Annotated in this window: 23 protein-coding genes; 12 read left to right on the top strand and 11 right to left on the bottom strand. The window is 59.0% G+C overall.

All coding sequences use genetic code 11. From position 1 onward, the window contains the following. The first annotated feature begins 283 nt into the window (after positions 1 to 283). From dnaA to gyrB, 4 genes are read left to right on the top strand one after another with little or no spacing between them, the layout of a single operon-like run. On the top strand, positions 284 to 1,810 hold the full coding sequence (gene dnaA, locus ABVN21_RS23290) for a chromosomal replication initiator protein DnaA (RefSeq protein WP_339552452.1): 1,527 nt from the start codon (positions 284 to 286) through the stop codon (positions 1,808 to 1,810). A 39-nt stretch (positions 1,811 to 1,849) separates the two neighbouring features. Then, positions 1,850 to 2,953 (top strand): DNA polymerase III subunit beta, encoded by a 1,104-nt coding sequence (gene dnaN, locus ABVN21_RS23285; RefSeq protein ID WP_034149405.1) that lies wholly within the window; start codon positions 1,850 to 1,852, stop codon positions 2,951 to 2,953. 20 nt (positions 2,954 to 2,973) lie between these two features. Beyond that, positions 2,974 to 4,077 (top strand): DNA replication/repair protein RecF, encoded by a 1,104-nt coding sequence (gene recF, locus ABVN21_RS23280; protein ID WP_339552451.1) that lies wholly within the window; start codon positions 2,974 to 2,976, stop codon positions 4,075 to 4,077. Positions 4,078 to 4,082: 5 nt separating this feature from the next. Then, a complete protein-coding gene (gyrB, locus tag ABVN21_RS23275) occupies positions 4,083 to 6,500 on the top strand; it encodes a DNA topoisomerase (ATP-hydrolyzing) subunit B (RefSeq protein WP_034149505.1) in 2,418 nt (805 codons plus the stop codon). A 53-nt stretch (positions 6,501 to 6,553) separates the two neighbouring features. Here gyrB and ABVN21_RS23270 read toward each other — a convergent pair whose 3' ends face one another. After that, a complete protein-coding gene (locus tag ABVN21_RS23270; protein WP_339552450.1) occupies positions 6,554 to 7,267 on the bottom strand; it encodes a response regulator transcription factor in 714 nt (237 codons plus the stop codon). 169 nt (positions 7,268 to 7,436) lie between these two features. Between ABVN21_RS23270 and ABVN21_RS23265 the strand changes: the two genes are divergently transcribed. Beyond that, positions 7,437 to 8,966 (top strand): ATP-binding protein, encoded by a 1,530-nt coding sequence (locus ABVN21_RS23265; protein ID WP_339552449.1) that lies wholly within the window; start codon positions 7,437 to 7,439, stop codon positions 8,964 to 8,966. A 180-nt stretch (positions 8,967 to 9,146) separates the two neighbouring features. On the opposite strand, the gene ABVN21_RS23260 is transcribed toward ABVN21_RS23265, so the two are convergent. From ABVN21_RS23260 to glyQ, 4 genes are all read right to left on the bottom strand, one after another. Beyond that, a complete protein-coding gene (locus ABVN21_RS23260; RefSeq protein ID WP_339552448.1) occupies positions 9,147 to 9,926 on the bottom strand; it encodes a lysophospholipid acyltransferase family protein in 780 nt (259 codons plus the stop codon). Between the two features lie 84 nt (positions 9,927 to 10,010). Next, on the bottom strand, positions 10,011 to 10,544 hold the full coding sequence (gene gmhB, locus ABVN21_RS23255) for a D-glycero-beta-D-manno-heptose 1,7-bisphosphate 7-phosphatase (protein WP_339552447.1): 534 nt from the start codon (positions 10,542 to 10,544) through the stop codon (positions 10,011 to 10,013). Between the two features lie 6 nt (positions 10,545 to 10,550). Then, the gene (glyS, locus tag ABVN21_RS23250) at positions 10,551 to 12,605 is read right to left on the bottom strand and encodes a glycine--tRNA ligase subunit beta (RefSeq protein WP_339552446.1); all 2,055 of its coding nucleotides are present in this window, start codon (positions 12,603 to 12,605) and stop codon (positions 10,551 to 10,553) included. Then, a complete protein-coding gene (gene glyQ, locus ABVN21_RS23245; protein ID WP_003213601.1) occupies positions 12,602 to 13,555 on the bottom strand; it encodes a glycine--tRNA ligase subunit alpha in 954 nt (317 codons plus the stop codon). Before glyQ ends, glyS begins: the two co-directional genes overlap by 4 nt. An 81-nt stretch (positions 13,556 to 13,636) precedes the next feature. Here glyQ and ABVN21_RS23240 point away from each other — a divergent pair, with 81 nt between their 5' ends. From ABVN21_RS23240 to ABVN21_RS23230, 3 genes are all read left to right on the top strand, one after another. Next, entirely contained in the window at positions 13,637 to 14,194 is a 558-nt protein-coding gene (locus ABVN21_RS23240; protein WP_339552445.1) for a DNA-3-methyladenine glycosylase I, read from the top strand. Positions 14,195 to 14,234: 40 nt separating this feature from the next. After that, a complete protein-coding gene (locus tag ABVN21_RS23235) occupies positions 14,235 to 15,122 on the top strand; it encodes a lysophospholipid acyltransferase (RefSeq protein WP_339552444.1) in 888 nt (295 codons plus the stop codon). A 73-nt stretch (positions 15,123 to 15,195) separates the two neighbouring features. Beyond that, entirely contained in the window at positions 15,196 to 15,435 is a 240-nt protein-coding gene (locus tag ABVN21_RS23230) for a PilZ domain-containing protein (RefSeq protein WP_339552443.1), read from the top strand. On the opposite strand, the gene ABVN21_RS23225 is transcribed toward ABVN21_RS23230, so the two are convergent. The 5 genes from ABVN21_RS23225 to def all read right to left on the bottom strand — a co-directional run bounded on the left by ABVN21_RS23225 (position 15,436) and on the right by def (position 20,090). Then, positions 15,436 to 15,750 carry a tetratricopeptide repeat protein gene (locus tag ABVN21_RS23225; RefSeq protein ID WP_339552442.1) on the bottom strand — a complete coding sequence of 105 codons (315 nt, stop codon included), beginning with the start codon at positions 15,748 to 15,750 and terminating at the stop codon, positions 15,436 to 15,438. It lies immediately after the preceding gene. 113 nt (positions 15,751 to 15,863) lie between these two features. Continuing rightward, complete coding sequence (trkA, locus tag ABVN21_RS23220) at positions 15,864 to 17,237, bottom strand: Trk system potassium transporter TrkA (protein WP_339552441.1); 1,374 nt, start codon at positions 17,235 to 17,237, stop codon at positions 15,864 to 15,866. 22 nt (positions 17,238 to 17,259) lie between these two features. Then, a complete protein-coding gene (gene rsmB / locus ABVN21_RS23215) occupies positions 17,260 to 18,570 on the bottom strand; it encodes a 16S rRNA (cytosine(967)-C(5))-methyltransferase RsmB (RefSeq protein ID WP_339552440.1) in 1,311 nt (436 codons plus the stop codon). Continuing rightward, on the bottom strand, positions 18,567 to 19,526 hold the full coding sequence (gene fmt, locus ABVN21_RS23210; protein ID WP_339552439.1) for a methionyl-tRNA formyltransferase: 960 nt from the start codon (positions 19,524 to 19,526) through the stop codon (positions 18,567 to 18,569). The genes rsmB and fmt overlap by 4 nt, the downstream gene beginning before the upstream one ends. A gap of 57 nt (positions 19,527 to 19,583) precedes the next feature. Continuing rightward, positions 19,584 to 20,090, bottom strand: coding sequence for a peptide deformylase (gene def / locus ABVN21_RS23205; RefSeq protein WP_034149418.1), 507 nt, complete (start codon positions 20,088 to 20,090; stop codon positions 19,584 to 19,586). A 171-nt stretch (positions 20,091 to 20,261) separates the two neighbouring features. Here def and ABVN21_RS23200 point away from each other — a divergent pair, with 171 nt between their 5' ends. The 3 genes from ABVN21_RS23200 (at position 20,262) to ABVN21_RS23190 (ending at position 23,087) form a co-directional block, all read left to right on the top strand. Then, positions 20,262 to 21,287 carry a LysM domain-containing protein gene (locus ABVN21_RS23200; RefSeq protein WP_339552438.1) on the top strand — a complete coding sequence of 342 codons (1,026 nt, stop codon included), beginning with the start codon at positions 20,262 to 20,264 and terminating at the stop codon, positions 21,285 to 21,287. Between the two features lie 80 nt (positions 21,288 to 21,367). Beyond that, positions 21,368 to 22,474: a DNA-processing protein DprA gene (gene dprA / locus ABVN21_RS23195; protein WP_339552437.1), complete on the top strand. Its 1,107-nt coding sequence runs from the start codon at positions 21,368 to 21,370 to the stop codon at positions 22,472 to 22,474. A gap of 55 nt (positions 22,475 to 22,529) precedes the next feature. After that, positions 22,530 to 23,087, top strand: coding sequence for an L-threonylcarbamoyladenylate synthase (locus tag ABVN21_RS23190; protein WP_339552436.1), 558 nt, complete (start codon positions 22,530 to 22,532; stop codon positions 23,085 to 23,087). 131 nt (positions 23,088 to 23,218) lie between these two features. On the opposite strand, the gene ABVN21_RS23185 is transcribed toward ABVN21_RS23190, so the two are convergent. Next, positions 23,219 to 24,196, bottom strand: coding sequence for an NADPH:quinone reductase (locus ABVN21_RS23185; RefSeq protein WP_339552435.1), 978 nt, complete (start codon positions 24,194 to 24,196; stop codon positions 23,219 to 23,221). Positions 24,197 to 24,360: 164 nt separating this feature from the next. Between ABVN21_RS23185 and hemF the strand changes: the two genes are divergently transcribed. Further along, complete coding sequence (gene hemF, locus ABVN21_RS23180; RefSeq protein WP_339552434.1) at positions 24,361 to 25,275, top strand: oxygen-dependent coproporphyrinogen oxidase; 915 nt, start codon at positions 24,361 to 24,363, stop codon at positions 25,273 to 25,275. Positions 25,276 to 25,279: the final 4 nt, after the last annotated feature.

The raw sequence follows: 25,279 nt of genomic DNA, 5'->3' as shown, positions 1-25,279 counted from the left end.
GTGGAAAACCGTGTTCAGCCTGTGCTGTGCTGTCGGATAACCTGTGTGTGAAACGGTCGGTTATCCACAGCCAGGTTATCCACCGAGTTTCACCCCCAGTTGTGCAATGAGCTCAGCCCCGGTTATCCACAGAGCTTATGCACAGACCATTGGTCGTCTTTTTTGCGTATAAATCGTTGATTCATCCCGGTTGATGCGCAACCTTCGTGTGGATAAGTCAGCGTCTGGTCGCTACAATGGCCGCTTGTTTTTGCCTCACCGGCTTTCAACTTAGGGGATATCCGTGTCAGTGGAACTTTGGCAGCAGTGCGTGGAGCTTTTGCGCGATGAGCTGCCTGCCCAACAATTCAACACTTGGATCCGTCCACTACAGGTCGAAGCCGAAGGCGACGAGTTGCGTGTTTACGCACCCAATCGTTTTGTTCTGGACTGGGTCAACGAAAAATACCTCGGTCGCGTGATTGAGCTGCTGGATGAGCACGGCAATGGCATGGCGCCAGCGCTCTCCTTATTAATAGGCAGCAAACGCAGTTCGGCACCGCGCGCCGCACCGAACGCTCCATTGGCCGCTGCGGCAGCCAATCAGGCCCAAGCTTCTTCGGCACCGGCCAGCACGCCAGCACCAACGCCATCGGCTACATCGACCAAGCGAGCCACTCAGAAAGTTGCCGACGTCACCGAGGAAGAACCTTCCCGTGACAGCTTCGACCCAATGGCCGGCGCCAGCTCCCAGCAGGCTCCGGTTCGCTCGGAGCAACGCACCGTGCAGGTTGAAGGCGCGCTCAAGCACACCAGCTATCTCAACCGCACCTTCACCTTCGAAAACTTCGTCGAGGGTAAGTCCAACCAACTGGCCCGGGCTGCGGCCTGGCAAGTGGCGGATAACCCCAAGCATGGCTATAACCCGCTCTTCCTTTATGGTGGCGTGGGCCTGGGTAAAACCCACTTGATGCATGCCGTGGGCAACCACCTGTTAAAGAAGAACCCGAACGCCAAGGTCGTGTACCTGCATTCCGAGCGCTTCGTAGCGGATATGGTCAAGGCGTTGCAGCTGAACGCGATCAACGAATTCAAACGTTTCTACCGTTCGGTAGACGCTTTGCTGATCGACGACATTCAGTTCTTCGCTCGCAAGGAACGTTCCCAGGAAGAGTTTTTCCACACCTTCAACGCTCTGCTCGAAGGCGGACAGCAGGTCATTCTCACGAGTGACCGCTACCCAAAAGAAATCGAAGGCCTTGAAGAACGCCTTAAATCCCGCTTCGGCTGGGGCCTGACGGTTGCTGTCGAACCGCCAGAGCTGGAAACCCGTGTGGCGATCCTGATGAAAAAGGCCGATCAGGCCAAGGTCGAACTGCCCCACGATGCGGCGTTCTTCATTGCCCAGCGCATTCGCTCCAACGTTCGTGAACTGGAAGGCGCGCTCAAACGCGTGATTGCCCACTCGCACTTCATGGGCCGCGATATCACCATCGAGCTGATTCGCGAGTCCCTGAAAGATTTGTTGGCGCTGCAAGACAAACTGGTCTCTGTGGATAACATTCAGCGCACGGTCGCCGAGTACTACAAGATCAAGATCTCCGACCTGTTATCCAAACGTCGTTCGCGTTCGGTTGCTCGTCCGCGTCAGGTCGCCATGGCGTTGTCCAAGGAACTGACCAACCACAGCCTGCCGGAAATCGGCGACGTGTTTGGCGGGCGCGACCATACGACTGTTTTGCACGCCTGCCGCAAGATCAATGAACTTAAGGAATCCGACGCGGACATCCGCGAGGACTACAAGAACCTGCTGCGTACACTGACCACTTGATGAACACCAGCGCAGCTTATTAAGGCAAGGGACTAGACCATGCATTTCACCATTCAACGCGAAGCCCTGTTGAAACCCCTGCAACTGGTCGCAGGCGTCGTCGAGCGCCGCCAGACCTTGCCGGTGCTCTCCAACGTGCTGCTGGTTGTCGAAGGCCAGCAACTGTCGCTGACCGGTACTGACCTGGAAGTCGAGCTGGTCGGTCGTGTTCAACTCGAAGAGCCTGCCGAGCCAGGTTCCATCACCGTGCCTGCGCGAAAGCTGATGGATATCTGCAAAAGCTTGCCGAACGATGCGCTGATCGACATCAAGGTCGACGAGCAGAAGCTGGTGGTCAAGGCTGGCCGTAGCCGTTTCACCTTGTCGACGCTGCCGGCCAACGATTTCCCGACTGTGGAAGAAGGCCCGGGCTCGCTGACTTGTAGCCTCGAGCAAAGCAAGCTGCGTCGCCTGATCGAACGTACCAGTTTCGCCATGGCCCAGCAGGACGTGCGTTACTACCTGAACGGTATGTTGCTGGAAGTTTCCGCAGGCATCATCCGCGCGGTAGCCACCGACGGTCACCGTCTGGCGATGTGCTCGATGCAGGCAGATATCGGCCAGCCGGATCGCCATCAGGTCATCGTGCCGCGTAAAGGCATTCTTGAGCTTGCGCGTCTGCTGACGGAACCGGACGGTATAGTTAGCATCGTCCTGGGTCAGCATCACATTCGTGCGACCACCGGTGAGTTCACCTTCACCTCGAAACTGGTGGACGGCAAATTCCCGGATTACGAGCGTGTTCTGCCTAAAGGTGGCGACAAATTGGTACTCGGCGATCGCCAGGCTTTGCGCGAAGCGTTCAGCCGTACTGCGATTCTGTCCAACGAGAAGTATCGTGGCATCCGTCTGCAGTTGGCCAATGGTCAACTGAAAATCCAGGCAAACAACCCGGAGCAGGAAGAAGCGGAAGAAGAAGTGGGCGTTGAGTACAACGGCGGTTCTCTGGAAATCGGCTTCAACGTGAGCTACTTGCTCGACGTACTGGGCGTGATGACCACCGAGCAGGTTCGTCTGATCCTGTCCGACTCGAACAGCAGTGCGCTCGTACAAGAGTCCGACAATGACGATTCGGCCTACGTTGTCATGCCGATGCGTCTGTAATCATGCTCAGCAGAAGCTAGATGTCTTTAAGTCGCGTCTCGGTCACCGCGGTGCGCAATCTGCACCCGGTGACCTTCTCCCCCTCTCCCCGAATCAACATTCTTTACGGCGCTAACGGCAGCGGCAAAACCAGTGTTCTGGAAGCCATCCACCTGCTGGGGCTTGCGCGTTCCTTCCGTAGTACCCGTCTGCTACCGGTCATTCAATACGAGCAATTGGCGTGCACGGTATTCGGGCAGGTCGAGTTGGCCGAAGGTGGACACAGCGCCCTGGGTATCTCCCGGGACCGTCAGGGCGAGTTCCAGATCCGCATTGACGGGCAGAACGCCCGCAGCGCCGCGCAGTTGGCAGAGATCCTGCCCTTGCAGTTGATCAACCCTGACAGCTTCCGCTTGCTGGAAGGTGCACCAAAGATTCGCCGGCAGTTTCTCGATTGGGGCGTGTTCCACGTGGAACCACGATTCATGTCCACCTGGCAACGCTTGCAGAAGGCCCTGCGTCAGAGAAACTCTTGGCTGCGGCATGGTACACTTGACGCCGTTTCGCAAGCGGTTTGGGACAGGGAACTGTGCCAGGCCAGCGCCGAAATTGATGAATACCGCCGCGCTTACATAAAGGCTTTGAAACCAGTCTTTGAACAGACCTTGAGCGAACTGGTTGAGCTCGAGGGCTTAACGCTCAGCTATTACCGAGGTTGGGACAAAGACCGTGAGCTGAGCGCTGTGCTCGCCGGGGCCCTGCAGCGGGATCAGCAAATGGGTCACACCCAGGCCGGACCACAACGGGCTGATTTGCGTCTTAGATTGGGCGCACACAATGCCGCGGACATCTTGTCCCGCGGACAGCAGAAGTTGGTGGTCTGTGCATTGAGGATTGCCCAAGGGCACTTGGTCAGCCAAGCCCGTCGCGGTCAGTGTATTTATCTGGTGGATGACTTGCCGTCGGAACTGGACGAGCAGCACCGCCGCGCGCTTTGCCGCTTGCTGGAAGACTTACGCTGCCAGGTGTTTATCACCTGTGTAGATCACGAATTATTGAGGGAAGGCTGGCAGACGGAAACGCCAGTCGCTCTGTTCCACGTGGAACAGGGCCGTATCACCCAGACCCACGACCATCGGGAGTGAAGGCATTGAGCGAAGAAAATACGTACGACTCAACGAGCATTAAAGTGCTGAAAGGCCTGGATGCCGTACGCAAACGTCCCGGTATGTACATTGGCGACACCGACGATGGTAGCGGCCTGCACCACATGGTGTTCGAAGTGGTCGATAACTCGATCGACGAAGCTCTCGCCGGCCACTGCGACGACATCAGCATCATCATCCACCCGGATGAATCCATCACCGTTCGCGACAACGGTCGTGGTATCCCGGTAGACGTGCACAAAGAAGAAGGTGTCTCCGCAGCCGAGGTCATCATGACCGTGCTGCACGCCGGCGGTAAGTTCGACGACAACTCCTATAAAGTTTCCGGCGGCCTGCACGGTGTAGGTGTTTCCGTAGTTAACGCCCTGTCCGAACAACTGGTCCTGACTGTACGTCGTAGCGGCAAGATTTGGGAACAGACCTACGTTCACGGTGTTCCGCAAGAGCCGATGAAAATCGTGGGCGACAGCGAAACCACCGGTACCCAGATTCACTTCAAGGCTTCCAGCGAAACCTTCAAGAACATCCACTTCAGCTGGGACATACTGGCCAAGCGGATTCGTGAGCTGTCGTTCCTCAACTCCGGTGTCGGCATCGTCCTCAAGGATGAGCGCAGCGGTAAGGAAGAGCTGTTCAAATATGAAGGCGGCCTGCGCGCGTTCGTTGAATACCTGAACACCAACAAGACCCCGGTCAACCAGGTGTTCCACTTCAACATCCAGCGCGAAGACGGCATCGGCGTAGAAATCGCCCTGCAGTGGAACGACAGCTTTAACGAGAACCTGTTGTGCTTCACCAACAACATTCCACAGCGCGATGGCGGTACTCACCTGGTGGGTTTCCGATCTGCACTGACGCGAAACCTGAACACCTACATCGAAGCAGAAGGTCTGGCGAAGAAGCACAAAGTCGCGACCACTGGTGACGATGCCCGTGAAGGCCTGACCGCGATTATTTCGGTGAAGGTGCCGGATCCGAAGTTCAGCTCCCAAACCAAAGACAAGCTGGTTTCTTCCGAAGTGAAGACCGCGGTCGAACAGGAAATGGGCAAGTACTTCTCCGACTTCCTGCTGGAGAACCCGAACGAAGCCAAACTGGTTGTCGGCAAGATGATCGACGCGGCCCGTGCCCGTGAAGCAGCGCGCAAGGCCCGCGAGATGACTCGCCGTAAAGGCGCGCTGGACATCGCTGGCCTGCCGGGCAAACTGGCTGACTGCCAGGAAAAGGACCCTGCTCTTTCCGAACTGTATCTCGTGGAAGGTGACTCTGCTGGCGGCTCCGCCAAGCAGGGACGTAACCGCAAGACCCAGGCCATTCTGCCCCTCAAGGGTAAAATCCTGAACGTCGAGAAAGCACGCTTCGACAAGATGATCTCTTCCCAGGAAGTAGGCACCTTGATCACTGCGCTGGGTTGCGGCATCGGCCGCGACGAGTACAACATCGACAAGTTGCGCTATCACAACATCATCATCATGACCGATGCCGACGTCGACGGTTCTCACATCCGTACCCTGCTGCTGACCTTCTTCTTCCGTCAGCTGCCGGAGCTGATCGAGCGTGGCTACATCTACATCGCTCAACCGCCGCTGTATAAGGTCAAGAAGGGCAAGCAAGAGCAATACATCAAAGACGACGACGCCATGGAAGAGTACATGACGCAGTCGGCCTTGGAAGATGCGAGCCTGCACCTGAACGAGGAAGCCCCGGGGATCTCCGGCGAAGCCCTCGAGCGCCTGGTGAATGATTTCCGCCTGGTGATGAAGACCCTCAAGCGCCTGTCGCGCCTGTACCCACAGGAACTGACCGAGCACTTCATCTACCTGCCAGCCGTGAGCCTGGAGCAGCTATCTGATCACGCAGCCATGCAGGATTGGCTGGCCCAGTACGAAGTGCGCCTGCGCACCGTCGAGAAGTCGGGTCTGGTCTACAAGGCTAGCCTGCGTGAAGACCGTGAACGAAACGTCTGGCTGCCAGAGGTCGAGCTGATTTCCCACGGCCTGTCGAACTATGTCACCTTCAACCGCGACTTCTTCGGCAGTAACGACTACAAAACCGTGGTTTCCCTGGGCGCTCAGCTGAGCACCTTGCTGGACGACGGCGCGTACATCCAGCGTGGCGAACGCAAGAAACAGGTCACCGAGTTCAAGGAAGCCCTTGAGTGGCTGATGGCCGAAAGCACCAAGCGCCACACCATCCAGCGATACAAAGGTCTGGGTGAGATGAACCCGGATCAGCTGTGGGAAACCACCATGGACCCAGGCTCGCGTCGCATGCTCAAAGTAACCATCGAAGACGCCATTGGCGCGGACCAGATCTTCAACACCCTGATGGGTGATGCGGTCGAACCTCGTCGTGACTTCATCGAAAGCAACGCATTGGCGGTTTCCAACCTGGACTTCTGATCCGGTAAGCCCGCCAAACGAAAAAAGGCCAACGCTCATGCGTTGGCCTTTTTTTATGCGCTGGACACACTCTCCAACCGATACCCATACCCATAAATCGTCAGCAGCTGCCAACCACGGTCGGCGGTCAGCCCAAGTTTGTTGCGCAGGCGATAAATGTGCGTGTCCAGCGGTCGCGAAGAATCCATTTCTTCGTGCGTCCAGAATCGTTGATAGAGGTATTCCCGGGACAACGGCCGTCCGAGATTGGTAAACAGGCAGCGCGCCAATCGATACTCCCGTTCCGTCATGACAATGGGGCTGCCGCCTCGCTTGACGGTCAACTCGCCATCATCGAATACCAGGTCGTTGAAACTCAGCACGTCGACCGCTGCGTTGCGTTGCTGACTGTGCCGACGCAGTACCGCCGCGACACGTGCTTTTAGTTCATTGGGTCGGAAAGGTTTGCTGACATAGTCATCGGCACCGGCATTCAAGGCCTGGACGATGTCACTCTCGGTATCGCGACTGGTGAGCATGATGGCCGCTGGCGGCACTTCCATGTGTTCGCGGGTCCAGCGCAGCAGTTCGAGACCGCTCAGATCAGGCAATTGCCAGTCGAGGATAAGCAGATCGAACGTTTCCCGGCGCAGCTGGCGCAACAGGTCTTCTCCCCTCTCGAAACTGTGCAAGGACCAGGCATCATCCCCCGGTTCGGCCATCTGATGAAGGGTCTGTTCAACCCGGCGCAGTTCAGCCGGTTCATCGTCCAGTATCGCGACACGCATGTGCGGTAATTCCTTGGCTCTGGGGCGGTCCGTTGTGAACAGACAATAGCTACTCGGATAACGAAAGTAAAAGCAGCCCGCCGTTGGTCGGCGTCCGCTATGATTTCGATCATTCATTCGAACCGGTGAACCATGGACGAATTTTCCTGCTACGTCAGTGATACCAATAATGAATGATCGCCGGCGGGGAAGCCGTAAACCGACGCAGGTGCAGCGGCTCTTCAAGCAATTGCTGCGCGAATGGATGTGGATAAGTCTTCTGCTATTACCGTTGACTGCACTGCTCTCCTACCGCGCGCAAGTTAACTTGCACGATGGCACTCCGACGTTGGGGGTCGCACTCTCGGTTGTGCTGGTGATGTGCGTATTGGGGCTGCTGCTGTGGTTGCCGCGTATGAAGCTGTGGATGACCCTAGGGGGCATGGCTTGTGCGTTGCTAGTCGATTTCGGTCTGGCAGAATTGCAACCTTGGTGGTCACCGATTCCGAGCGTGTTGGGGATGCTGTTGGCCTACCTGATCTGGAATTGGCGGCGTCTCAGTGTGGTATTGACCTACTTCGGATGGGAATTGGCGCGCCTGGACGTTGAACCGAAAATATTCCCTGAACGTCGGCGCACGCCGTTCCCCACCGGCGATCGCTTACAGGGACAGATCATGGCGCTGGAGCAAGCCATGAGCCGCGCTCGCGACACCCATCGCTTTATTGCGGACAGCTTGGAATACCTCCCGGTGGCCACCTTGATCAGTGACCCGATGGGCCGGATTCTATTGGGCAACGGCAAGGCGCGCGAACTGTTCAGTAGTGATTTGGTGGGCGGGGACGTTCTTGAGCAACTGGCACGATTGGGCTATCCGGAATTGCTTCAAGGGGCACCGGCTCTTTTATCCGAACTATCGCTGCTGGAGTTCCGCGACTTCAATGATCGCAGTTTGCGTCTAGAGCGCGCGCCGTTGCTGCCGGTAGACGGGGAAACGCCAGTGGGTTGGTTGTTGAATCTGACTGACCTTAGCGTCGAACGCGACGCTGAAGAACAACGCGGTGTGTTGTTGCGCTTCCTGTCACACGACCTGCGGGCACCCCATTCGGCGATTCTCGCCCTGCTGGATGTGCATCGCCACCAGGTCGGGGGTGACTTGCAGTTGTTTGATCAGATCGAGCTTCAAGTGCGCCGGGCACTGGATCTTACCGACGGCTTCGTGCAACTGGCGAAGGCCGAATCCGAAGCGTATGAGTTTCAACCGAGCCTGTTTGCGATGATGGTGCTGGATGTCTTCGACCAGGCGTTGCCCATTGCCCAGCAGAAGCGGATCGAACTGGTCCAGCAAATAGATGAAGAGGCGCAGGAAAGTTTGATCATGGCGGATCAGGCCTTACTGACCCGAGCGTTGTTCAATCTGCTGGAAAACGCCATCAAGTACAGCGCCTGCGGCACCCGTGTCAGTTTAACGGTCAACTGCAGCGAAGGCTGGCTGTGCTGTGAACTGATCGATCAGGGTAAGGGCATCGCCCCCAATGAACTACCCGAGTTGTTCAGCCAGTACCGACGCTTTTCCTCCGCTCAAGGCATTGATGGAGTGGGCTTGGGACTGTCCATGGTTAAGGCTGTAATGGATCGTCACGGTGGGCAGATCGAATGCTGCAGCGTGGTGGGTGAAGGTACTTGTTTCAAGCTTCGGTTCCCACTATTCGAAGAGTGATTCGCCCAAATCGCAGGTATAAAAAAACCGGCTATATCAGCCGGTTTTTTTACACCCGAAAAAAACTTATGCACGTTTTTCGGAAATTTATCTGTTTAAGAAATATGTATATAAATCAATATCATAACTACAAATTGCAGCGCTTTTCTCACAAACGGTACACAGGTTATCCACAGAACCTCAGACAACCACTTGGTCGTTGGCAACCGGGGCTTGCGGAGCCGGTGGGAGAGAGCCCATTTCCCGTTGCATTTGTTCGTTCCAGGCCTGGACCCGATCATTCAAATCGGCGATGGCTCGAGGGCCGCTGCCTTCGGCATACATTGGTTCGCCGATGATCACGGTGATGACACCTTGGTTCTTCTTCCAACCGGTTTTCGGCCAGAACTTGCCGGCATTGTGTGCAATCGGTAGCACCGGCAGATCGGCATTGACCGCTAATGCGGTGCCGCCCCGGGAGAATTTGCCGATGGTGCCGTAGGGAACGCGTGTGCCTTCGGGGAAGATCAGCACCCAAACGTTGTCCTTGAGCAGCTCGTCGCCCTTCTTCGCTACGTGCTTGAGAGCGGCTTTCGGGTTGTCACGGTCGATGGCGATCGGCCGCAGCATGGCCATGGCCCAACCAAAGAACGGAACGTAGAGCAATTCACGCTTGAGCACCTGGCTCAGCGGTGAGAAATAGGCGGAGAGGAAAAACGTCTCCCAGGTGCTTTGATGGTTCGACTGGATCACGCAGGGACGAGCCGGCACGTTGTGCTCGCCCTTCACTTCGTAGCGGATACCCAGGAACACCTTGCTCAACCACAAGGCGCATCGGCACCAGTAAACGTTGATGAAGCGATAACGCGCCTTGAACGGCAAAAAGGGCGCGATAAAAAAACTCAGGCTGCACCACAGCAAGGAGCTGGTGCCCAGCAGCAGGTAAAAGAGAAAGGTTCTGATGGCCTGCAATATCGACATGGTGACGTTTACCGTTGCGGGCAACACCCGCCTGTATAAAGCGCACTCCTGACCAATCCTTTATCAGGAAATATCAGAAGCACTCTAATTGTGGATAAGTTCTGCGGCAATCGCCGCCAGATCGTCAAAAATCAATGTGCCAGCCGGAAGGGTCTTGCCCAAAGTCTTTTCGCCTTTCCCGGTCTTTACCAAAACTGGCTGTGAATCGACGGCTTTGGCGGCTTCCAGGTCACCGAGACTATCGCCGACGAACCAGAGACTGGTCAGCGATACGTTGTAATGAGCGGCGATGCTTTTCAGCATCCCGGGTTTTGGCTTGCGGCAATCACAACCCTCGTCCGGCCCATGGGGGCAGTAGACGATCAGCCCGACTTCGCCGCCCTGCTCCGCCACCAGCGAGCGCAAGCGCTCGTGCATGGCGTCCAGGGTGGCGATGTCGTAATAGCCGCGAGCGATGCCGGACTGGTTGGTAGCGACCGCTACCGTCCAGCCGGCCTTGCTCAACTGCGCGATGGCTTCGATCGAACCTGGAAGTGGAATCCACTCCTCCACCGACTTGATGTAAGCGTCGGAGTCAAAGTTGATCACCCCGTCCCGATCGAGTATCAGCAGTTTCAAACAGTCTTACCCCAGCAACGAAATATCGGCGACGCCGAGGAACAAGCCACGCAGACGCGCCAGCAGTGCATAACGGTTGGCGCGCACATTGGCGTCATCCGCGTTGACCATCACCGCTTCAAAGAACGCATCCACCGGCTCGCGCAAGGCAGCCAGGCGTGCCAGCGACTCGCTGTACTGACGGGCAGCAGCCATTGGCTGAACAGCCTGGTCGGCTTGCTGGATCGCCGAGTACAGGGAGAACTCGTTGGCATTGTCGAAGTACTTGGCTTCGACGACGGTCGGAACGGAGCCTTCAACCTTGCTCAGCAAGTTCGATACGCGCTTGTTCACCGCTGCCAGGGCCGCGGCTTCCGGCAATTTGCGGAAGGCTTGTACCGCTTGTACGCGCTGGTCGAAGTCCAAAGCTGAACCCGGCTTCAGGGCACGTACCGACAGGTAAGTCGCGACATCGACGCCTTCGTCTTCATAACGGGCACGCAGACGGTCGAAGATGAATTCCAGCACCGCATCGTTCAGGCCGGTGGCCTTGACCTTGGCGCCGAACGCATTCACGGCGAAAGCCACGGCGTCGTTCAGGTCCAGATCAAGTTGTTTCTCGATCAGGATACGCAGCACACCCAGCGCAGCACGGCGCAGTGCGTACGGGTCTTTGCTGCCGGTCGGCAACATGCCGATGCCGAAAATGCCGACCAGCGTGTCGAGCTTGTCGGCGATGGCCACGGCCGCACCGGTCAGGGTGGACGGCAGTTCAGCGCCGGCACCGCGCGGCATGTATTGCTCGTTCAGTGCCAGTGCAACATCTTCCGGCTCGCCGTCGTTGAGGGCGTAGTAGTAACCGGCGACGCCTTGCATCTCCGGGAACTCGCCGACCATCTCGGTCGACAGGTCGCACTTGGACAACAAGCCTGCACGAGCAGCCCATGCAGCGTTGCCGCCGATGCGCTGTGCAATGAACGCGGCCAGTTTGGAAACACGTTCAGCCTTGTCATAGACGCTGCCGAGTTTTTCCTGGAACACCACGTTTTGCAGGCGCTGGTTGAAGTCTTCGAGTTTCTGCTTCTTGTCTTGCTTGAAGAAGAACTCGGCGTCGGTCAGGCGTGGGCGAACCACCTTCTCGTTACCGGCGATGATCTGCTGTGGGTCTTTGCTTTCGATGTTGGCCACGGTAATGAAACGTGGCAGCAACTTGCCGTCGGCATCCAGCAGGCAGAAGTACTTCTGGTTGTCCTGCATGGTGGTGATCAGCGCTTCTTGTGGCACGTCAAGGAAGCGTTCCTCGAACGAGCACACCAGCGGCACTGGCCACTCGACCAGCGCGGTCACTTCGTCGAGCAGATCTGGTGGCACGATCGCGGTGCCTTCCTGACGGGTCGCCAGTTCTTCGGTGCGCTTGCTGATGATCTCGCGACGCTCGTTGGCATCGGCCAACACATAAGCGGCACGCAGGTCGGCCAGGTAGCTGGACGGCGAACTGATACGCACGCTTTCCGGGTGATGGAAGCGGTGACCACGGGAATCGCGGCCGGACTTCTGGGCGAGGATGGTGCAGTCGATGACCTGGTCACCGAGCAGCATTACCAGCCATTGGGTCGGGCGAACGAACTCTTCCTTGCGTGCGCCCCAGCGCATGCGCTTGGGAATCGGCAGGTCGTTCAGGGAATCTTCGACGATGGTCGGCAACAGGCTCGCGGTCGGCTTGCCGGCGATGCTCTGGCTGTAGCGCAGTTTCGGGCCGCTCTGATCGATTTCGCTCAGGTCGACGCCGCACTTCTTGGCAAAACCCAGTGCCGCTTGGGTCGGGTTGCCTTCGGCATCGAAAGCGGCCTGACGTGGCGGGCCATCGAGGTTGATGCTGCGATCCGGCTGCTGGGTCGCCAGCGAGGTGATCAGCACCGCCAGACGGCGCGGCGCGGCATAAACGGTTTTGGTCTCGTAGTTCAGGCCGGCGGCTTGCAGGCCCTTGTCGATACCGGCAAGGAACGCCTCGGCCAGGGTGTTCAGGGCCTTGGGTGGCAGTTCTTCAGTGCCCAGTTCAACCAGAAAATCCAGAGCACTCATTGTGCAGCCTCCAGCTTGGCCAGTACTTCGTCACGCAGGTCCGGGGTCGCCATCGGGAAGCCCAGCTTGGCGCGAGCCAGCAGGTAGGCTTGCGCAACGGAACGCGCCAGGGTGCGCACACGCAGAATGTATTGCTGACGCGCGGTCACCGAGATCGCCCGGCGTGCATCCAGCAGGTTGAAGGTATGGGACGCCTTCAACACCATTTCGTAGCTCGGCAACGGCAGCGGCTGGTCGAGTTCGATCAGGCGCTTGGCTTCGCTTTCGTAGAAATCGAACAGCTCGAACAGCTTCTCGACGTTGGCGTGTTCGAAGTTGTAGGTCGACTGCTCCACTTCGTTCTGGTGGAACACGTCGCCGTAGGTCACTTTGCCGAACGGACCGTCAGCCCAGACCAGGTCGTAGACCGAGTCCACGCCTTGCAGGTACATGGCCAGACGCTCAAGACCGTAGGTGATCTCGCCGGTCACCGGGTAGCACTCGATGCCGCCCGCTTGCTGGAAGTAAGTGAACTGCGTCACTTCCATGCCGTTGAGCCAGACTTCCCAGCCCAGACCCCAGGCGCCGAGGGTCGGCGATTCCCAGTTGTCTTCGACGAAGCGGATGTCGTGGACCAGCGGGTCCAGACCAACGTGCTTGAGGGAGCCCAGGTACAGTTCCTGGAAGTTGTCCGGGTTCGGCTTGAGCACTACCTGGAACTGGTAGTAATGCTGCAGGCGGTTCGGGTTTTCGCCGTAGCGGCCGTCAGTTGGACGACGGCTTGGCTGCACGTAGGCGGCGTTCCAGGTTTCCGGGCCAATGGCGCGCAGGAATGTAGCAGTGTGGAAAGTGCCGGCGCCTACTTCCATATCGTAGGGCTGAAGTACCACACAACCTTGCTCGGCCCAGTATTGCTGGAGGGCGAGGATCAAGTCTTGGAAGGTACGCACGGCTGGCGTAGGCTGGCTCACGAAATTCACCTGTTTCTTGGGCTGCGATTTAAAGAGCGGGAGTATACCCGATTCATTGCTGCGCACGCCCCCTGGAGCCTTATGCCACGCTGCTTTTGGTGTTCCGAAGATCCGCTGTACATGGCTTATCACGATCAGGAGTGGGGCACTCCGCTACGCGATGCGCAGGGTTTGTTCGAGTTGCTTTTGCTCGAAGGGTTCCAGGCCGGGCTTTCCTGGATCACCGTGTTGCGCAAACGCGAGCATTATCGCCAGGTGATGTACGGTTTCGACGTGCAGCGCGTGGCGCAGATGAGCGACGCCGAAATCGATGAATTGATGCTCGACCCCGGCATCATCCGCAATCGCCTCAAACTCAATGCGGCCCGGCGCAATGCCCAGGCCTGGCTGGCGCTGGAAGATCCGGTGACGTTTCTTTGGTCGTTTGTCGGCGGTGTGCCGAAGATCAATCATTTCAAGGATCGCACCGAAGTCCCGGCCATCACGCCCGAGGCGATCGAAATGAGCAAAGGCCTGAAAAAGGCCGGCTTCACTTTCGTCGGCCCGACCATTTGCTATGCGTTGATGCAGGCCTCGGGCATGGTCATGGACCACACGCAGGATTGCGACCGCTACGCGCTGCTGGCGAACGGCGGTTAGAATAGCCGCCTCGCGCACAGCACAAGATCAGGAGTGACCTGTGGATAAGTTAAAAGGCGCCTTGCTGGTAGGCGCTCTGCGGCTGTTTGCCCTGCTCCCGTGGCGGGCGGTGCAGGCGGCCGGTTCGGCGATTGGCTGGTGTATGTGGAAATTTCCCAACCGCTCCCGCGATGTGGTGCGGATCAACCTCGCCAAATGCTTTCCGGAAATGGACCCCGCCGAGCGTGAGCGCCTGGTCGGCCAGAGCCTGAAGGACATCGGCAAGTCACTGACCGAAAGCGCCTGCGCCTGGATCTGGCCCGCCCAACGCTCCATCGATCTCGTGCGAGAAGTCGAAGGCCTCGACGTATTGAAGGAAGCCCTTGCCTCCGGCAAAGGCGTCGTTGGCATCACCAGCCACCTGGGCAACTGGGAAGTGCTCAACCACTTCTATTGCAGCCAGTGCAAACCGATCATCTTCTACCGCCCGCCGAAATTGAAAGCGGTGGATGAGTTGCTGCAAAAGCAACGGGTGCAACTGGGCAACAAGGTTGCCGCGTCCACCAAGGAAGGCATCCTCAGCGTCATCAAGGAAGTGCGCAAAGGTGGTGCAGTCGGCATTCCCGCTGACCCGGAACCGGCTGAATCCGCCGGGATCTTCGTGCCGTTCTTCGCCACTCAGGCGCTGACCAGTAAATTTGTGCCAAACATGCTCGCTGGCGGAAAGGCGGTCGGCGTGTTCCTGCATGCCCTGCGCCTGCCCGATGGTTCCGGTTACAAAGTGATCCTCGAAGCTGCGCCAGAAGCCATGTACAGCACGGATACCGAGACTTCCTGCGCGGCCATGAGCCAAGTGGTCGAGCGCTATGTGCGAGCGTATCCGAGCCAGTATATGTGGAGCATGAAGCGCTTCAAGAAGCGTCCGCCGGGCGAAGAGCGCTGGTACTAAGTCGATTGGCATGATCTGTGGATAACCTCAAATCTCGGGGTTATTCACAACCGTTCATTAAAGGGCGCAGAAGATGTCCGAACACCGCAAGTCATTTCGCATCAAGATCAGTCACGAAAGCTTCGGCGATTGCCTCGGCCAGACTCGCAATCTCTCGACCACGGGTGTCTACGTCAAGCATCCGGCTTTGTCGGCCCTGCCCAGGGGCGCGGTGGTCTACGGCCAGGTGCAGGACTTACCCACAAGCGCGCCGCGGGTGCGTATGGAAGTGGTGCAAGTGGATGCCGAAGGCATTGATTTGCGCTACCTCTGATCAGGGCGCCTGACGGTCGAGTTTCTTAAGGAATACCGTCATTTCCTTCTCGGCCTGCTTGTCGCCATGGATTTTGGCGGCTTCCAGGCCTTGCTCCCAGGCTTGACGCGCACCTGCATGGTTCGCCATCGCCAGGTGAGCCTTGCCCAACAGCTTCCACGCCGCCGAATACTTTGGATCGATTTCCACGCAACGCTGGAAATGCTCCACAGCCTTGGCGTTGTCCCCCAGATCCAGATAACCCTTGCCCAGGCCAAAGCGCAGCAATGAGTTATCCACACCCTTGGCGAGCATTTTTTCCAGGGATTCGATCATGGAAACGTTTCCAGGTCAGTGTCGTTTTTCGAAGTAGCATCGCCAGCAAGCCGGCTCCTACGGGTTCGCGATCTTGCAGGAGCTGGCTTGCCAGCGATGCCGGTCTAAAGCATTCAGAAAAAGCTCAACCCCACATGGAACAGCTTTTCCACATCCCGAATATGCTTTTTATCCACAAGGAACAGAATCACGTGGTCGCCCGTTTGGATCACGGTGTCATCGTGGGCGATGATCACTTCTTCATCCCGAATAATCGCGCCGATGGTGGTACCCGGCGGCAAGCCGATGTTCTCGATGGCCTTGCCGATGACCTTACTGGATTTCGCATCACCATGGGCAATCGCCTCGATAGCCTCTGCCGCGCCCCGGCGCAGTGAGTGCACGCTGACGATATCGCCACGCCGCACGTGGGCCAGTAAGGTGCCGATGGTCGCCAGCTGCGGGCTGATGGCGATGTCGATATCGCCACCCTGGATCAGATCGACGTAGGCCGGGTTGTTGATGATGGTCATCACCTTTTTCGCGCCCAGCCGCTTGGCCAGCAGCGACGACATGATGTTGGCTTCGTCGTCGTTGGTCAGGGCCAGGAAAATATCGGCATCGGCGATATTCTCTTCCAGCAGCAGGTCGCGGTCCGAGGCGCTGCCCTGCAATACCACGGTGCTGTCGAGGGTGTCCGAGAGATGGCGGCAGCGCGCCGGGTTCATCTCGATGATCTTCACCTGGTAACGGCTTTCGATGGCCTCGGCCAAGCGTTCGCCGATTTGCCCGCCGCCAGCGATAACGATGCGTTTGTAAGTCTCGTCGAGGCGGCGCATTTCACTCATGACTGCACGAATATTCGCTCGGGCGGCGATGAAGAACACTTCGTCATCCGCCTCGATCACCGTATCGCCTTGCGGCAGGATCGGCCGGTCACGACGAAATATCGCCGCGACGCGGGTTTCGACATTCGGCATGTGTTCGCGCAACTGCCGCAGTTGCTGGCCTACCAGCGGCCCGCCGTAATAGGCGCGCACCGCGACCAGTTGCGCCTTGCCTTCGGCGAAGTCGATCACCTGCAAGGCGCCCGGATGCTGGATAAGGCGCTTGATGTAGTTGGTGACCACTTGTTCCGGGCTGATCAATACGTCCACCGGAATCGCTTCGTTGTCGAAGAGTTCGGTCTTGGTCAGGTAGGAGGCTTCACGGACCCGGGCGATCTTGGTAGGCGTGTGGAACAGGGTGTGGGCGACCTGGCAGGCCACCATGTTGGTTTCGTCGCTGCTGGTCACGGCGACCAGCATGTCGGCGTCGTCTGCGCCGGCCTGGCGCAGAATCGTCGGCAGCGAGCCACGACCTTGCACCGTGCGGATGTCCAGCCGATCGCCGAGGTCGCGCAGGCGCTCGCCATCGGTGTCGACCACGGTGATGTCGTTGGCCTCGCTGGCCAGGTGTTCCGCCAGCGAACCGCCGACCTGCCCTGCTCCGAGGATGATGATTTTCATCCAGTCACTCCATTGAATCCGTTTAGCCGCGCGCGGCGGCGATCTTGATCAGCTTGGCGTAGTAGAAGCCGTCGTGCCCGCCTTCCTGGGCCAGCAATTGACGACCATGGGGCTGCTTGATGCCGGCCTGGGTAGCGAGGTCCAGTTCACGGGCGCCCGGTGTGCGGGCGAGGAAGGCTTCGATGACTTCGGTGTTTTCGGTCGGCAGCGTGGAACAGGTGGCGTAGAGCAAGATGCCCCCCACTTCCAGAGTTATCCACATGGCATCCAGCAACTCGCCTTGCAGCAATGCCAATGCGGCGATGTCATCCGGTTGGCGGGTGAGTTTGATGTCCGGGTGACGGCGAATCACGCCGGTGGCCGAGCACGGAGCGTCCAACAGGATGCGCTGGAATGGTTTGCCGTCCCACCAAGCCTGCGTGTCGCGACCGTCGGCGGCGATCAGTTCGGCGCTCAGGCCCAGGCGTTCGAGGTTTTCCCGCACGCGCACGAGACGCTTGGCTTCCAGGTCCACGGCCACTACACCGGCCAGTGCAGGTTCGGCTTCGAGGATATGGCAGGTCTTGCCGCCGGGAGCGCAGCAGGCGTCGAGTACCCGTTGGCCAGGCGCCAGATCCAGTAAATCTGCGGCGAGTTGCGCAGCTTCGTCCTGCACGCTGATCCAGCCCTCGGCGAAGCCCGGCAGGCTGCGTACATCGGCGGCGGCGTCGAGAATGATGCCGTCACGGCTGTAAACGCACGGCGTGGCGGCGATGCCCGCTTCGCTCAGCAATCCGAGATAGGCATCACGGCTGTGATGGCGACGGTTGACCCGCAGAATCATCGGCGGGTGCGCATTATTCGCCGCGCAAATGGCTTCCCACTGCTCAGGCCAGAAGGCCTTGAGGGATTTTTGCAGCCAGCGCGGGTGAGCGGTGCGCACCACAGGGTCGCGTTCCAGCTCGGCGAAAATCGTTTCGCTCTCGCGCTGCGCGTTACGCAACACGGCGTTGAGCAAACCCTTGGCCCAAGGCTTTTTCAGCTTGTCGGCGCAACCGACGGTTTCACCGATGGCGGCGTGGGCCGGGACACGGGTGTAGAGCAATTGATAGAGGCCGACCAGCAGCAGCGCTTCGACATCAGCGTCCGCAGCCTTGAACGGCTTCTGCAACAGCTTGGCCGCCAGCGCCGACAAACGCGGCTGCCAGCGCGCGGTGCCGAAGGCCAGGTCTTGGGTGAACCCGCGATCGCGGTCTTCGACCTTGTCCAATTGCGTCGGCAGTGAACTGTTGAGTGAGGCTTTACCGCTGAGAACAGCAGCCAGTGCCTTGGCGGCGGCCAGACGCGGATTCATTGAGCGTCCGCCGCTTGACCGAGCAAGGTGCCGAGGGCGAATTTCTCACGGCGGCTGTTGAACAAATCGCTGAAATTCAGCGCCTTGCCGCCGGGCAATTGCAGACGGGTCAAACACAGCGCCTGCTCACCACAGGCGACAATCAGGCCATCCTTACTTGCGCCGAGGATTTCACCTGGCGCGCCCTTGCCGTCGGCAAGATTCGCGGCCAGGACTTTCAGGGCTTCGCCGTTCAAGGTGCTGTGGGTGATCGGCCACGGGTTGAAGGCACGGACCAGACGCTCTAGTTCAACTGCCGGACGGGTCCAGTCGATGCGGGCTTCGTCCTTGTTCAATTTGTGCGCGTAAGTGGCGAGGCTGTCGTCCTGCACTTCGCCTTCCAGCGTTCCGGCAGCCAGGCCGGCGATGGCCTGAATGACGGCGGGCGGCCCCATTTCGGCCAAACGGTCGTGCAGGCTGCCGCCAGTGTCTTCAGCGCTGATTGGCGTGGTGACCTTGAGCAGCATCGGCCCGGTGTCGAGCCCCGCTTCCATGCGCATCACGGTCACGCCGCTTTCGGCGTCGCCCGCTTCGACAGCGCGCTGGATCGGCGCCGCACCGCGCCAGCGCGGCAGCAGCGAAGCGTGGCTGTTGATGCAGCCCAGGCGCGGAATATCCAGCACCACTTGTGGCAGGATCAGGCCGTAGGCGACTACCACCATTAAGTCCGGCTTCAGCGCGGCCAATTCGGCCTGAGCCTCTTCGTTGCGCAACGTTGGCGGTTGCAACACCGCAATGTTGTTCTCCAGAGCAAGCTGCTTGACCGGGCTCGGCATCAGCTTCTGCCCACGACCTGCCGGGCGGTCCGGTTGGGTGTAGACGGCGACGATCTCGTAAGGGCTGTCGAGCAAGGCCTTGAGGTGTTCGGCGGCGAATTCCGGGGTGCCGGCAAAGACGATGCGCAGTGGCTCAGTCATTCATGAAGTCTCTTGAAAAGAAAAAGGCTTGCCGCAGCAAGCCTTTGAAGATGGGCATCAGGCGTTCTGGCGATGGAGCTTTTCCAGTTTCTTCTTGATGCGGTCGCGTTTGAGCGTAGACAGGTAGTCGACGAACAATTTGCCATTGAGGTGGTCGCATTCGTGCTGGATGCACACCGCGAGCAAATCCTCGGCGATCAGTTCGTAAGGCTGGCCGTCGCGGTCCAGAGCCTTGACCTTGACCCGTTGCGGGCGATCGACGTTTTCGTAGAAGCCCGGTACCGACAGACAGCCTTCCTGGTATTGGCCCATGTCGTCGGTCAGCGGTTCGAGCTCGGGGTTGATGAACACTCGCGGCTCGGTGCGGTCTTCGGAGAGGTCCATCACGACGATACGTTTGTGCACGTTGACCTGGGTCGCGGCGAGGCCGATGCCCGGTGCTTCATACATTGTTTCAAACATGTCATCGACCAACTGACGCACTTCGTCGTCCACTACGGCCACCGGTTTGGCGATAGTGCGCAGGCGCGGGTCAGGGAATTCGAGGATGTTCAAAATGGCCATAAGCTTGATGACTGCACGTGTGAAGTAAGGTCGGGTCGATGGCCTGGCGGGTCCGAAGATGCAGGCTACCGTTGTAAAACGTAGCTCCCTTCTTTTCAAAAGCAAGCCGGGAGCGAGCCACTGACGGCTCTGACGTTTCACGCGAACGTACATAATAAAGGGATTCACCGCATGAGGAAATCACTACTCGCCTTGCTCCTTCTGGCCTCGGCCGGTTTGGCGCACGGGCAAGTGCAACTCAAGGAAGGTTTTCCGCAGCAATACACCGTTATAGCGGGCGATACACTCTGGGGTGTCTCGGGGAAATTCCTCCGCGAACCGTGGCAGTGGCCGGAGCTCTGGCAAGCCAATCCGCAGATCGAAAACCCCAACCTCATCTATCCCGGCGATTCGCTGTCGCTGGTCTACGTCAACGGCCAACCGCGGCTTACCCTCAATCGCGGCGCGTCCCGAGGCACCATCAAGCTCTCACCGCGCGTGCGCAGTAGTCCGGTGGCCGAGGCGATCCCGAGCATTCCACTGAAATCCATCAACAGCTTCCTGCTGAGCAATCGCATCGTCGACAAGGTTGAGGATTTCGACAAGGCGCCTTACATCGTCGCGGGCGATGCCGAACGGGTCCTCAGCGGCATCGGTGACCGGATCTTCGCCCGTGGCCACTTCGACCCGGCGCATCCGGTCTACGGCATCTTCCGTCAGGGCAAGGTCTACACCGATCCGCAAACCCAGGAATTTCTGGGGATCAACGCCGATGACATCGGCGGCGGCGAAATTGTCGCGACCGAAGGCGACGTTGCCACGCTGGCGCTGCAACGCACTACACAGGAAGTGCGCCTCGGCGACCGTTTGTTCAGCGGTGAAGAGCGTTCGATCAACTCGACCTTCATGCCCAGTGCGCCAAAAACCGACATCAATGGCTTGATCATCGATGTGCCGCGCGGGGTTACCCAGATTGGCGCGCTGGACGTCGTTACGCTGAACAAGGGTCAGCGCGACGGTCTGGCCGAGGGCAATGTACTGGTGGTGATGAAAACCGGTGAGACCGTGCGCGACCGGATTTCCGGTCATCCGCTGAAAATTCCCGATGAGCGCGCCGGGTTGCTGATGGTTTTCCGCACCTACGACAAGCTCAGCTACGGGTTGGTGCTGACCGCGTCACGTTCGCTGGCGGTCATGGACAAGGTGCGAAACCCTTAGCTGTCTTCACAAGTTACCAACAGAGTTATCCACAGCTTATTCCCGTTTGTACGGGTGCTCATAACGATCAAGGATGATCCATGTCGATGCCTGCTGTTACACCGGTTTCCCCTGCGGAACTGGAAGCTCGTCTACGTCTTCACCGGTTACCTGAACTTGGCCCGGCGCGTTTCAAAAAACTGCTGGAAGCCTTTGGATCCGCGTCCAAAGCCATCAGCGCACCGGCCAGCGCCTGGTGTGCGTTGGGCCTGCCGCTGTCTTGCGCCGAGGCTCGGCGCAGCGCAGAAATCCGCGATGGCGCGAGTCACGCGTTGGAGTGGCTAGAGCATCGGGGCCAGCATTTGCTGATGTTTGACCAACACGATTACCCGGCGCTGCTGAAGGAAATCAGCGATGCACCGCCGTTGTTATTCGTGGCTGGCGACCCCGGCATCCTGGAAAAACCGCAACTGGCGATGGTGGGCAGTCGTCGTGCTTCCCGGCCTGGGATGGATACCGCCGCGTCGTTCTCCCGCAGCCTGGCCGGCGCCGGTTTTGTCATCACCAGCGGTCTGGCGCTCGGTATCGACGCCGCCGCGCATCAGGCGGCGCTGGACGTTGGCGGGCAAACGATCGGTGTACTTGGCACGGGACTTGAAAAGTTTTATCCACAGCGTAATAGACGGCTGGCCGATACGATGATTGCCTCTGGTAGCGCGGTTCTTTCGGAGTTCCCGCTGGACGCCGGGCCGACCGCCAGCAACTTCCCCCGACGCAACCGAATCATCAGCGGTTTGTCCCTCGGTGTGTTGGTGGTCGAGGCCAGTATCGCCAGCGGTTCATTGATCACCGCGAGGCTGGCGGCGGAACAAGGGCGCGAGGTGTATGCGATTCCGGGATCGATCCATCACCCGGGCGCGAAGGGTTGCCACCAGTTGATACGCGATGGCGCGGTGTTGGTGGAAACCATCGATCACATACTCGAAGCGTTGCGAGGCTGGCAACGGCTGCCGCTTTCCACCAATGCATCGGTGGGAGTGGTGAGCCATCCGTTGCTGAAATTGCTCCACGCCGCACCCCAAACCAGTGAAATGCTGGCCGACGCCAGTGGTTGGACCTTGCCCAAAGTGCTGGCGGCGTTGACGGAGCTGGAAATGGACGGCCGAGCCGTGTGCGAAAACGGTCGCTGGTTTGCGCGGGTGAGCTAGGTTTTATAAGGAAGATCGGTAAACTGCGCAGAGCCTTATTCTGGAGAGTTTATTCATGGTCAACAGTTGGCGTGTGCAACAAGCCGCGCAAGCAGTTCGCGCCGGGGCGGTGATTGCCTACCCAACCGAAGCTGTCTGGGGTCTGGGGTGCGACCCGTGGGACGAAGAGGCAGTGGATCGTTTGCTGATGATCAAGGGCCGGTCTGTGGATAAGGGCCTGATCCTGGTTGCCGACAACATTCGCCAGTTCGACTTCCTGTTCGAAGATTTTCCCGAGCTGTGGATGGACCGCATGGCCAGTACCTGGCCGGGACCGAACACCTGGCTGGTGCCGCATCAGAACATGTTGCCGCAGTGGATTACCGGCGTGCATGAAACCGTGGCGCTGCGGGTCAGCGATCACCCGCAAGTACGGGACTTGTGCGCACTGGTCGGGCCGCTGGTGTCGACGTCCGCCAATCCGCAGGGCCGGCCGGCGGCGCGCACACGGATTCGTGTCGAGCAGTATTTTCGTGGACAGATTGATCTGGTGCTGGGCGGGAATCTGGGTGGGCGCAAGAACCCGAGCGTGATTCGGGATCTGGCGACCGGGCATGTCGTGCGGCCGGATTAAGACCGCGTCGTCGCAATCGCTGGCAAGCCAGCTCCCACAGGTTTCGGCGGTGAATACAAATATTGTGAACACCATAAATCACTGTGGGGGCTGGCTTGCCAGCGATGAGGCCCCGGCAAGCGCGGAAAATCTTAAGGCAACAGAATGACCGACCCCGTCGTGCGCCGCGCCGACAACTCGGTCTGCGCCTTCGCCGCATCAGCCAATGGATAACGCTGGCTGATATCCACAATCAGCTTGCCGCTGATGATCATCTCGAACAGTTCGTCCGCCATCCGCTGCAGGTTTTCCGCATTGTTGGCGTACGTCCCCAGGGTCGGCCGGGTGACATACAGCGAGCCTTTCCCCGCCAGAATCCCCAAGTTCACCCCGTCCACCGCGCCCGACGCATTGCCGAAACTCACCACCAGCCCACGCGGCGCTGCGCTGTCGAGCGAGGTCAGCCAGGTGTCCTTGCCGACGCCGTCGTACACCACCGGGACTTTTTTGCCGTCAGTCAATTCCAGTACACGTTGTGCGACGTTTTCATGACTGTAGTCGATGGTCGCCCACGCACCGTTGGCCTTGGCCAGTGCGGCTTTTTCCGCTGAGCTCACCGTACCGATCAGCTTGACGCCCAGGGCCTTGGCCCATTGGCAGGCTAAAGAGCCGACACCACCAGCTGCAGCGTGGAAAAGAATGGTTTCGCCACCCTTGAGCTCATAGGTCTGGCGCAGCAGATACTGCACCGTCAGGCCTTTAAGCATCACCCCGGCTGCCGTTTCGAAGCTGATGGCGTCCGGCAGATGCACCAGGTTGGCCTCGGGCAAAACGTGAACATCGCTATAGGCGCCCAACGGACCGCTGCCATAAGCCACGCGATCGCCAACCTTGAACCGGGTCACTTCGCTGCCCACCGCCTCGACCACGCCCGCACCTTCCGAGCCCACGCCCGATGGCAGGGACGGTGGTGGATAGAGGCCGCTGCGATAGTACGTGTCGATGAAGTTCAGGCCGATGGCCTTGTTGCTCAGGCGCACTTCCTTGGAGCCGGGCTCGGCGGGTTGGTAATCCACATACTCGAGTACATCGGGACCGCCATGGGCGCGGAACTGAATTCGCTTTGCCATCTGCCTTCTCCTTGATTCGTCGATACGAAGCGCCCTATCGGACTCCTAACCTTGACCTTCGTCAACTGCGACGAGTGCATCGGCGGTGGTATGCTACGCGCCCATTTGCGCAGGCAGAGCTCCAATGGAGCGCCGCGTAGTTTTGCCCGATCCAAGGTGATGCCATGACTACCCGCACCGAGGCCGTAAAAGCCTATCTGCTCGACCTGCAAGACCGCATTTGTGCTGCCCTGGAAGCCGAAGACGGTGGCACGCGCTTCGTCGAAGACGCCTGGACCCGGCCTGCCGGCGGAGGCGGCCGTACGCGGGTGATCGAGAACGGCACGGTCATCGAAAAGGGTGGCGTCAACTTTTCCCACGTCTTCGGCAGTGGTTTGCCACCATCCGCCAGCGCCCATCGGCCGGAACTGGCCGGGCGCGGCTTCGAAGCCCTGGGCGTGTCGCTGGTGATCCACCCGCACAACCCGCATGTACCGACTTCCCACGCCAACGTGCGTTTTTTCATCGCCGAAAAAGAAGGCGAAGAACCGGTCTGGTGGTTCGGCGGCGGTTTCGACCTGACTCCTTATTACGGCAACGAAGAAGACTGCGTGCACTGGCACCGCGTCGCCGAGCAGGCCTGCGCGCCGTTCGGTCCCGATGTCTATTCGCGCTACAAAGCCTGGTGCGACAGCTATTTCCACATCAAGCATCGCCACGAACCACGGGGCATCGGTGGCCTGTTTTTCGATGACCTGAACGAGTGGGATTTCGACACCAGTTTCGCCTTCATGCGCGCCATCGGCGACGCGTACATCGAGGCATATCTGCCGATCGTGCAGCGTCGCAAGAACGATGCGTTCACCGCCAAGCAGCGGGAGTTCCAGGAATTCCGCCGTGGGCGTTACGTCGAGTTCAACCTGGTTTACGACCGTGGCACCTTGTTCGGCCTGCAATCGGGTGGGCGTACCGAGTCGATCCTGATGTCCCTGCCGCCACAAGTGCGCTGGGGTTATGACTGGAAAGCCGAGCCTGGCAGCGAAGAAGCGCGCCTGACTGATTACTTCCTGCAAGATCGCGATTGGTTGGCCGAGGCCTGAACGA

This window comes from Pseudomonas sp. MYb327 (genome assembly GCF_040438925.1).
In the GTDB taxonomy this organism is placed as follows: Bacteria; Pseudomonadota; Gammaproteobacteria; order Pseudomonadales; family Pseudomonadaceae; genus Aquipseudomonas.
The sequence above is the reverse complement of the archived record's forward strand: the minus strand, read 5'-3'. Positions and strand labels throughout refer to the sequence as shown.

Coding starts and splice junctions, on each gene's coding strand:
- dnaN (WP_034149405.1), top strand. CDS start 1,850: ATGCATTTCACCATTCAACGCGAAGCCCTGTTGAAACCCCTGCAACTG.
- recF (WP_339552451.1), top strand. CDS start 2,974: ATGTCTTTAAGTCGCGTCTCGGTCACCGCGGTGCGCAATCTGCACCCG.
- ABVN21_RS23270 (WP_339552450.1), bottom strand. CDS start 7,267: ATGCGTGTCGCGATACTGGACGATGAACCGGCTGAACTGCGCCGGGTT.
- ABVN21_RS23265 (WP_339552449.1), top strand. CDS start 7,437: ATGAATGATCGCCGGCGGGGAAGCCGTAAACCGACGCAGGTGCAGCGG.
- ABVN21_RS23260 (WP_339552448.1), bottom strand. CDS start 9,926: ATGTCGATATTGCAGGCCATCAGAACCTTTCTCTTTTACCTGCTGCTG.
- glyS (WP_339552446.1), bottom strand. CDS start 12,605: ATGAGTGCTCTGGATTTTCTGGTTGAACTGGGCACTGAAGAACTGCCA.
- ABVN21_RS23240 (WP_339552445.1), top strand. CDS start 13,637: ATGCCACGCTGCTTTTGGTGTTCCGAAGATCCGCTGTACATGGCTTAT.
- ABVN21_RS23230 (WP_339552443.1), top strand. CDS start 15,196: ATGTCCGAACACCGCAAGTCATTTCGCATCAAGATCAGTCACGAAAGC.
- ABVN21_RS23225 (WP_339552442.1), bottom strand. CDS start 15,750: ATGATCGAATCCCTGGAAAAAATGCTCGCCAAGGGTGTGGATAACTCA.
- trkA (WP_339552441.1), bottom strand. CDS start 17,237: ATGAAAATCATCATCCTCGGAGCAGGGCAGGTCGGCGGTTCGCTGGCG.
- rsmB (WP_339552440.1), bottom strand. CDS start 18,570: ATGAATCCGCGTCTGGCCGCCGCCAAGGCACTGGCTGCTGTTCTCAGC.
- fmt (WP_339552439.1), bottom strand. CDS start 19,526: ATGACTGAGCCACTGCGCATCGTCTTTGCCGGCACCCCGGAATTCGCC.
- def (WP_034149418.1), bottom strand. CDS start 20,090: ATGGCCATTTTGAACATCCTCGAATTCCCTGACCCGCGCCTGCGCACT.
- ABVN21_RS23200 (WP_339552438.1), top strand. CDS start 20,262: ATGAGGAAATCACTACTCGCCTTGCTCCTTCTGGCCTCGGCCGGTTTG.
- dprA (WP_339552437.1), top strand. CDS start 21,368: ATGTCGATGCCTGCTGTTACACCGGTTTCCCCTGCGGAACTGGAAGCT.
- ABVN21_RS23190 (WP_339552436.1), top strand. CDS start 22,530: ATGGTCAACAGTTGGCGTGTGCAACAAGCCGCGCAAGCAGTTCGCGCC.
- ABVN21_RS23185 (WP_339552435.1), bottom strand. CDS start 24,196: ATGGCAAAGCGAATTCAGTTCCGCGCCCATGGCGGTCCCGATGTACTC.
- hemF (WP_339552434.1), top strand. CDS start 24,361: ATGACTACCCGCACCGAGGCCGTAAAAGCCTATCTGCTCGACCTGCAA.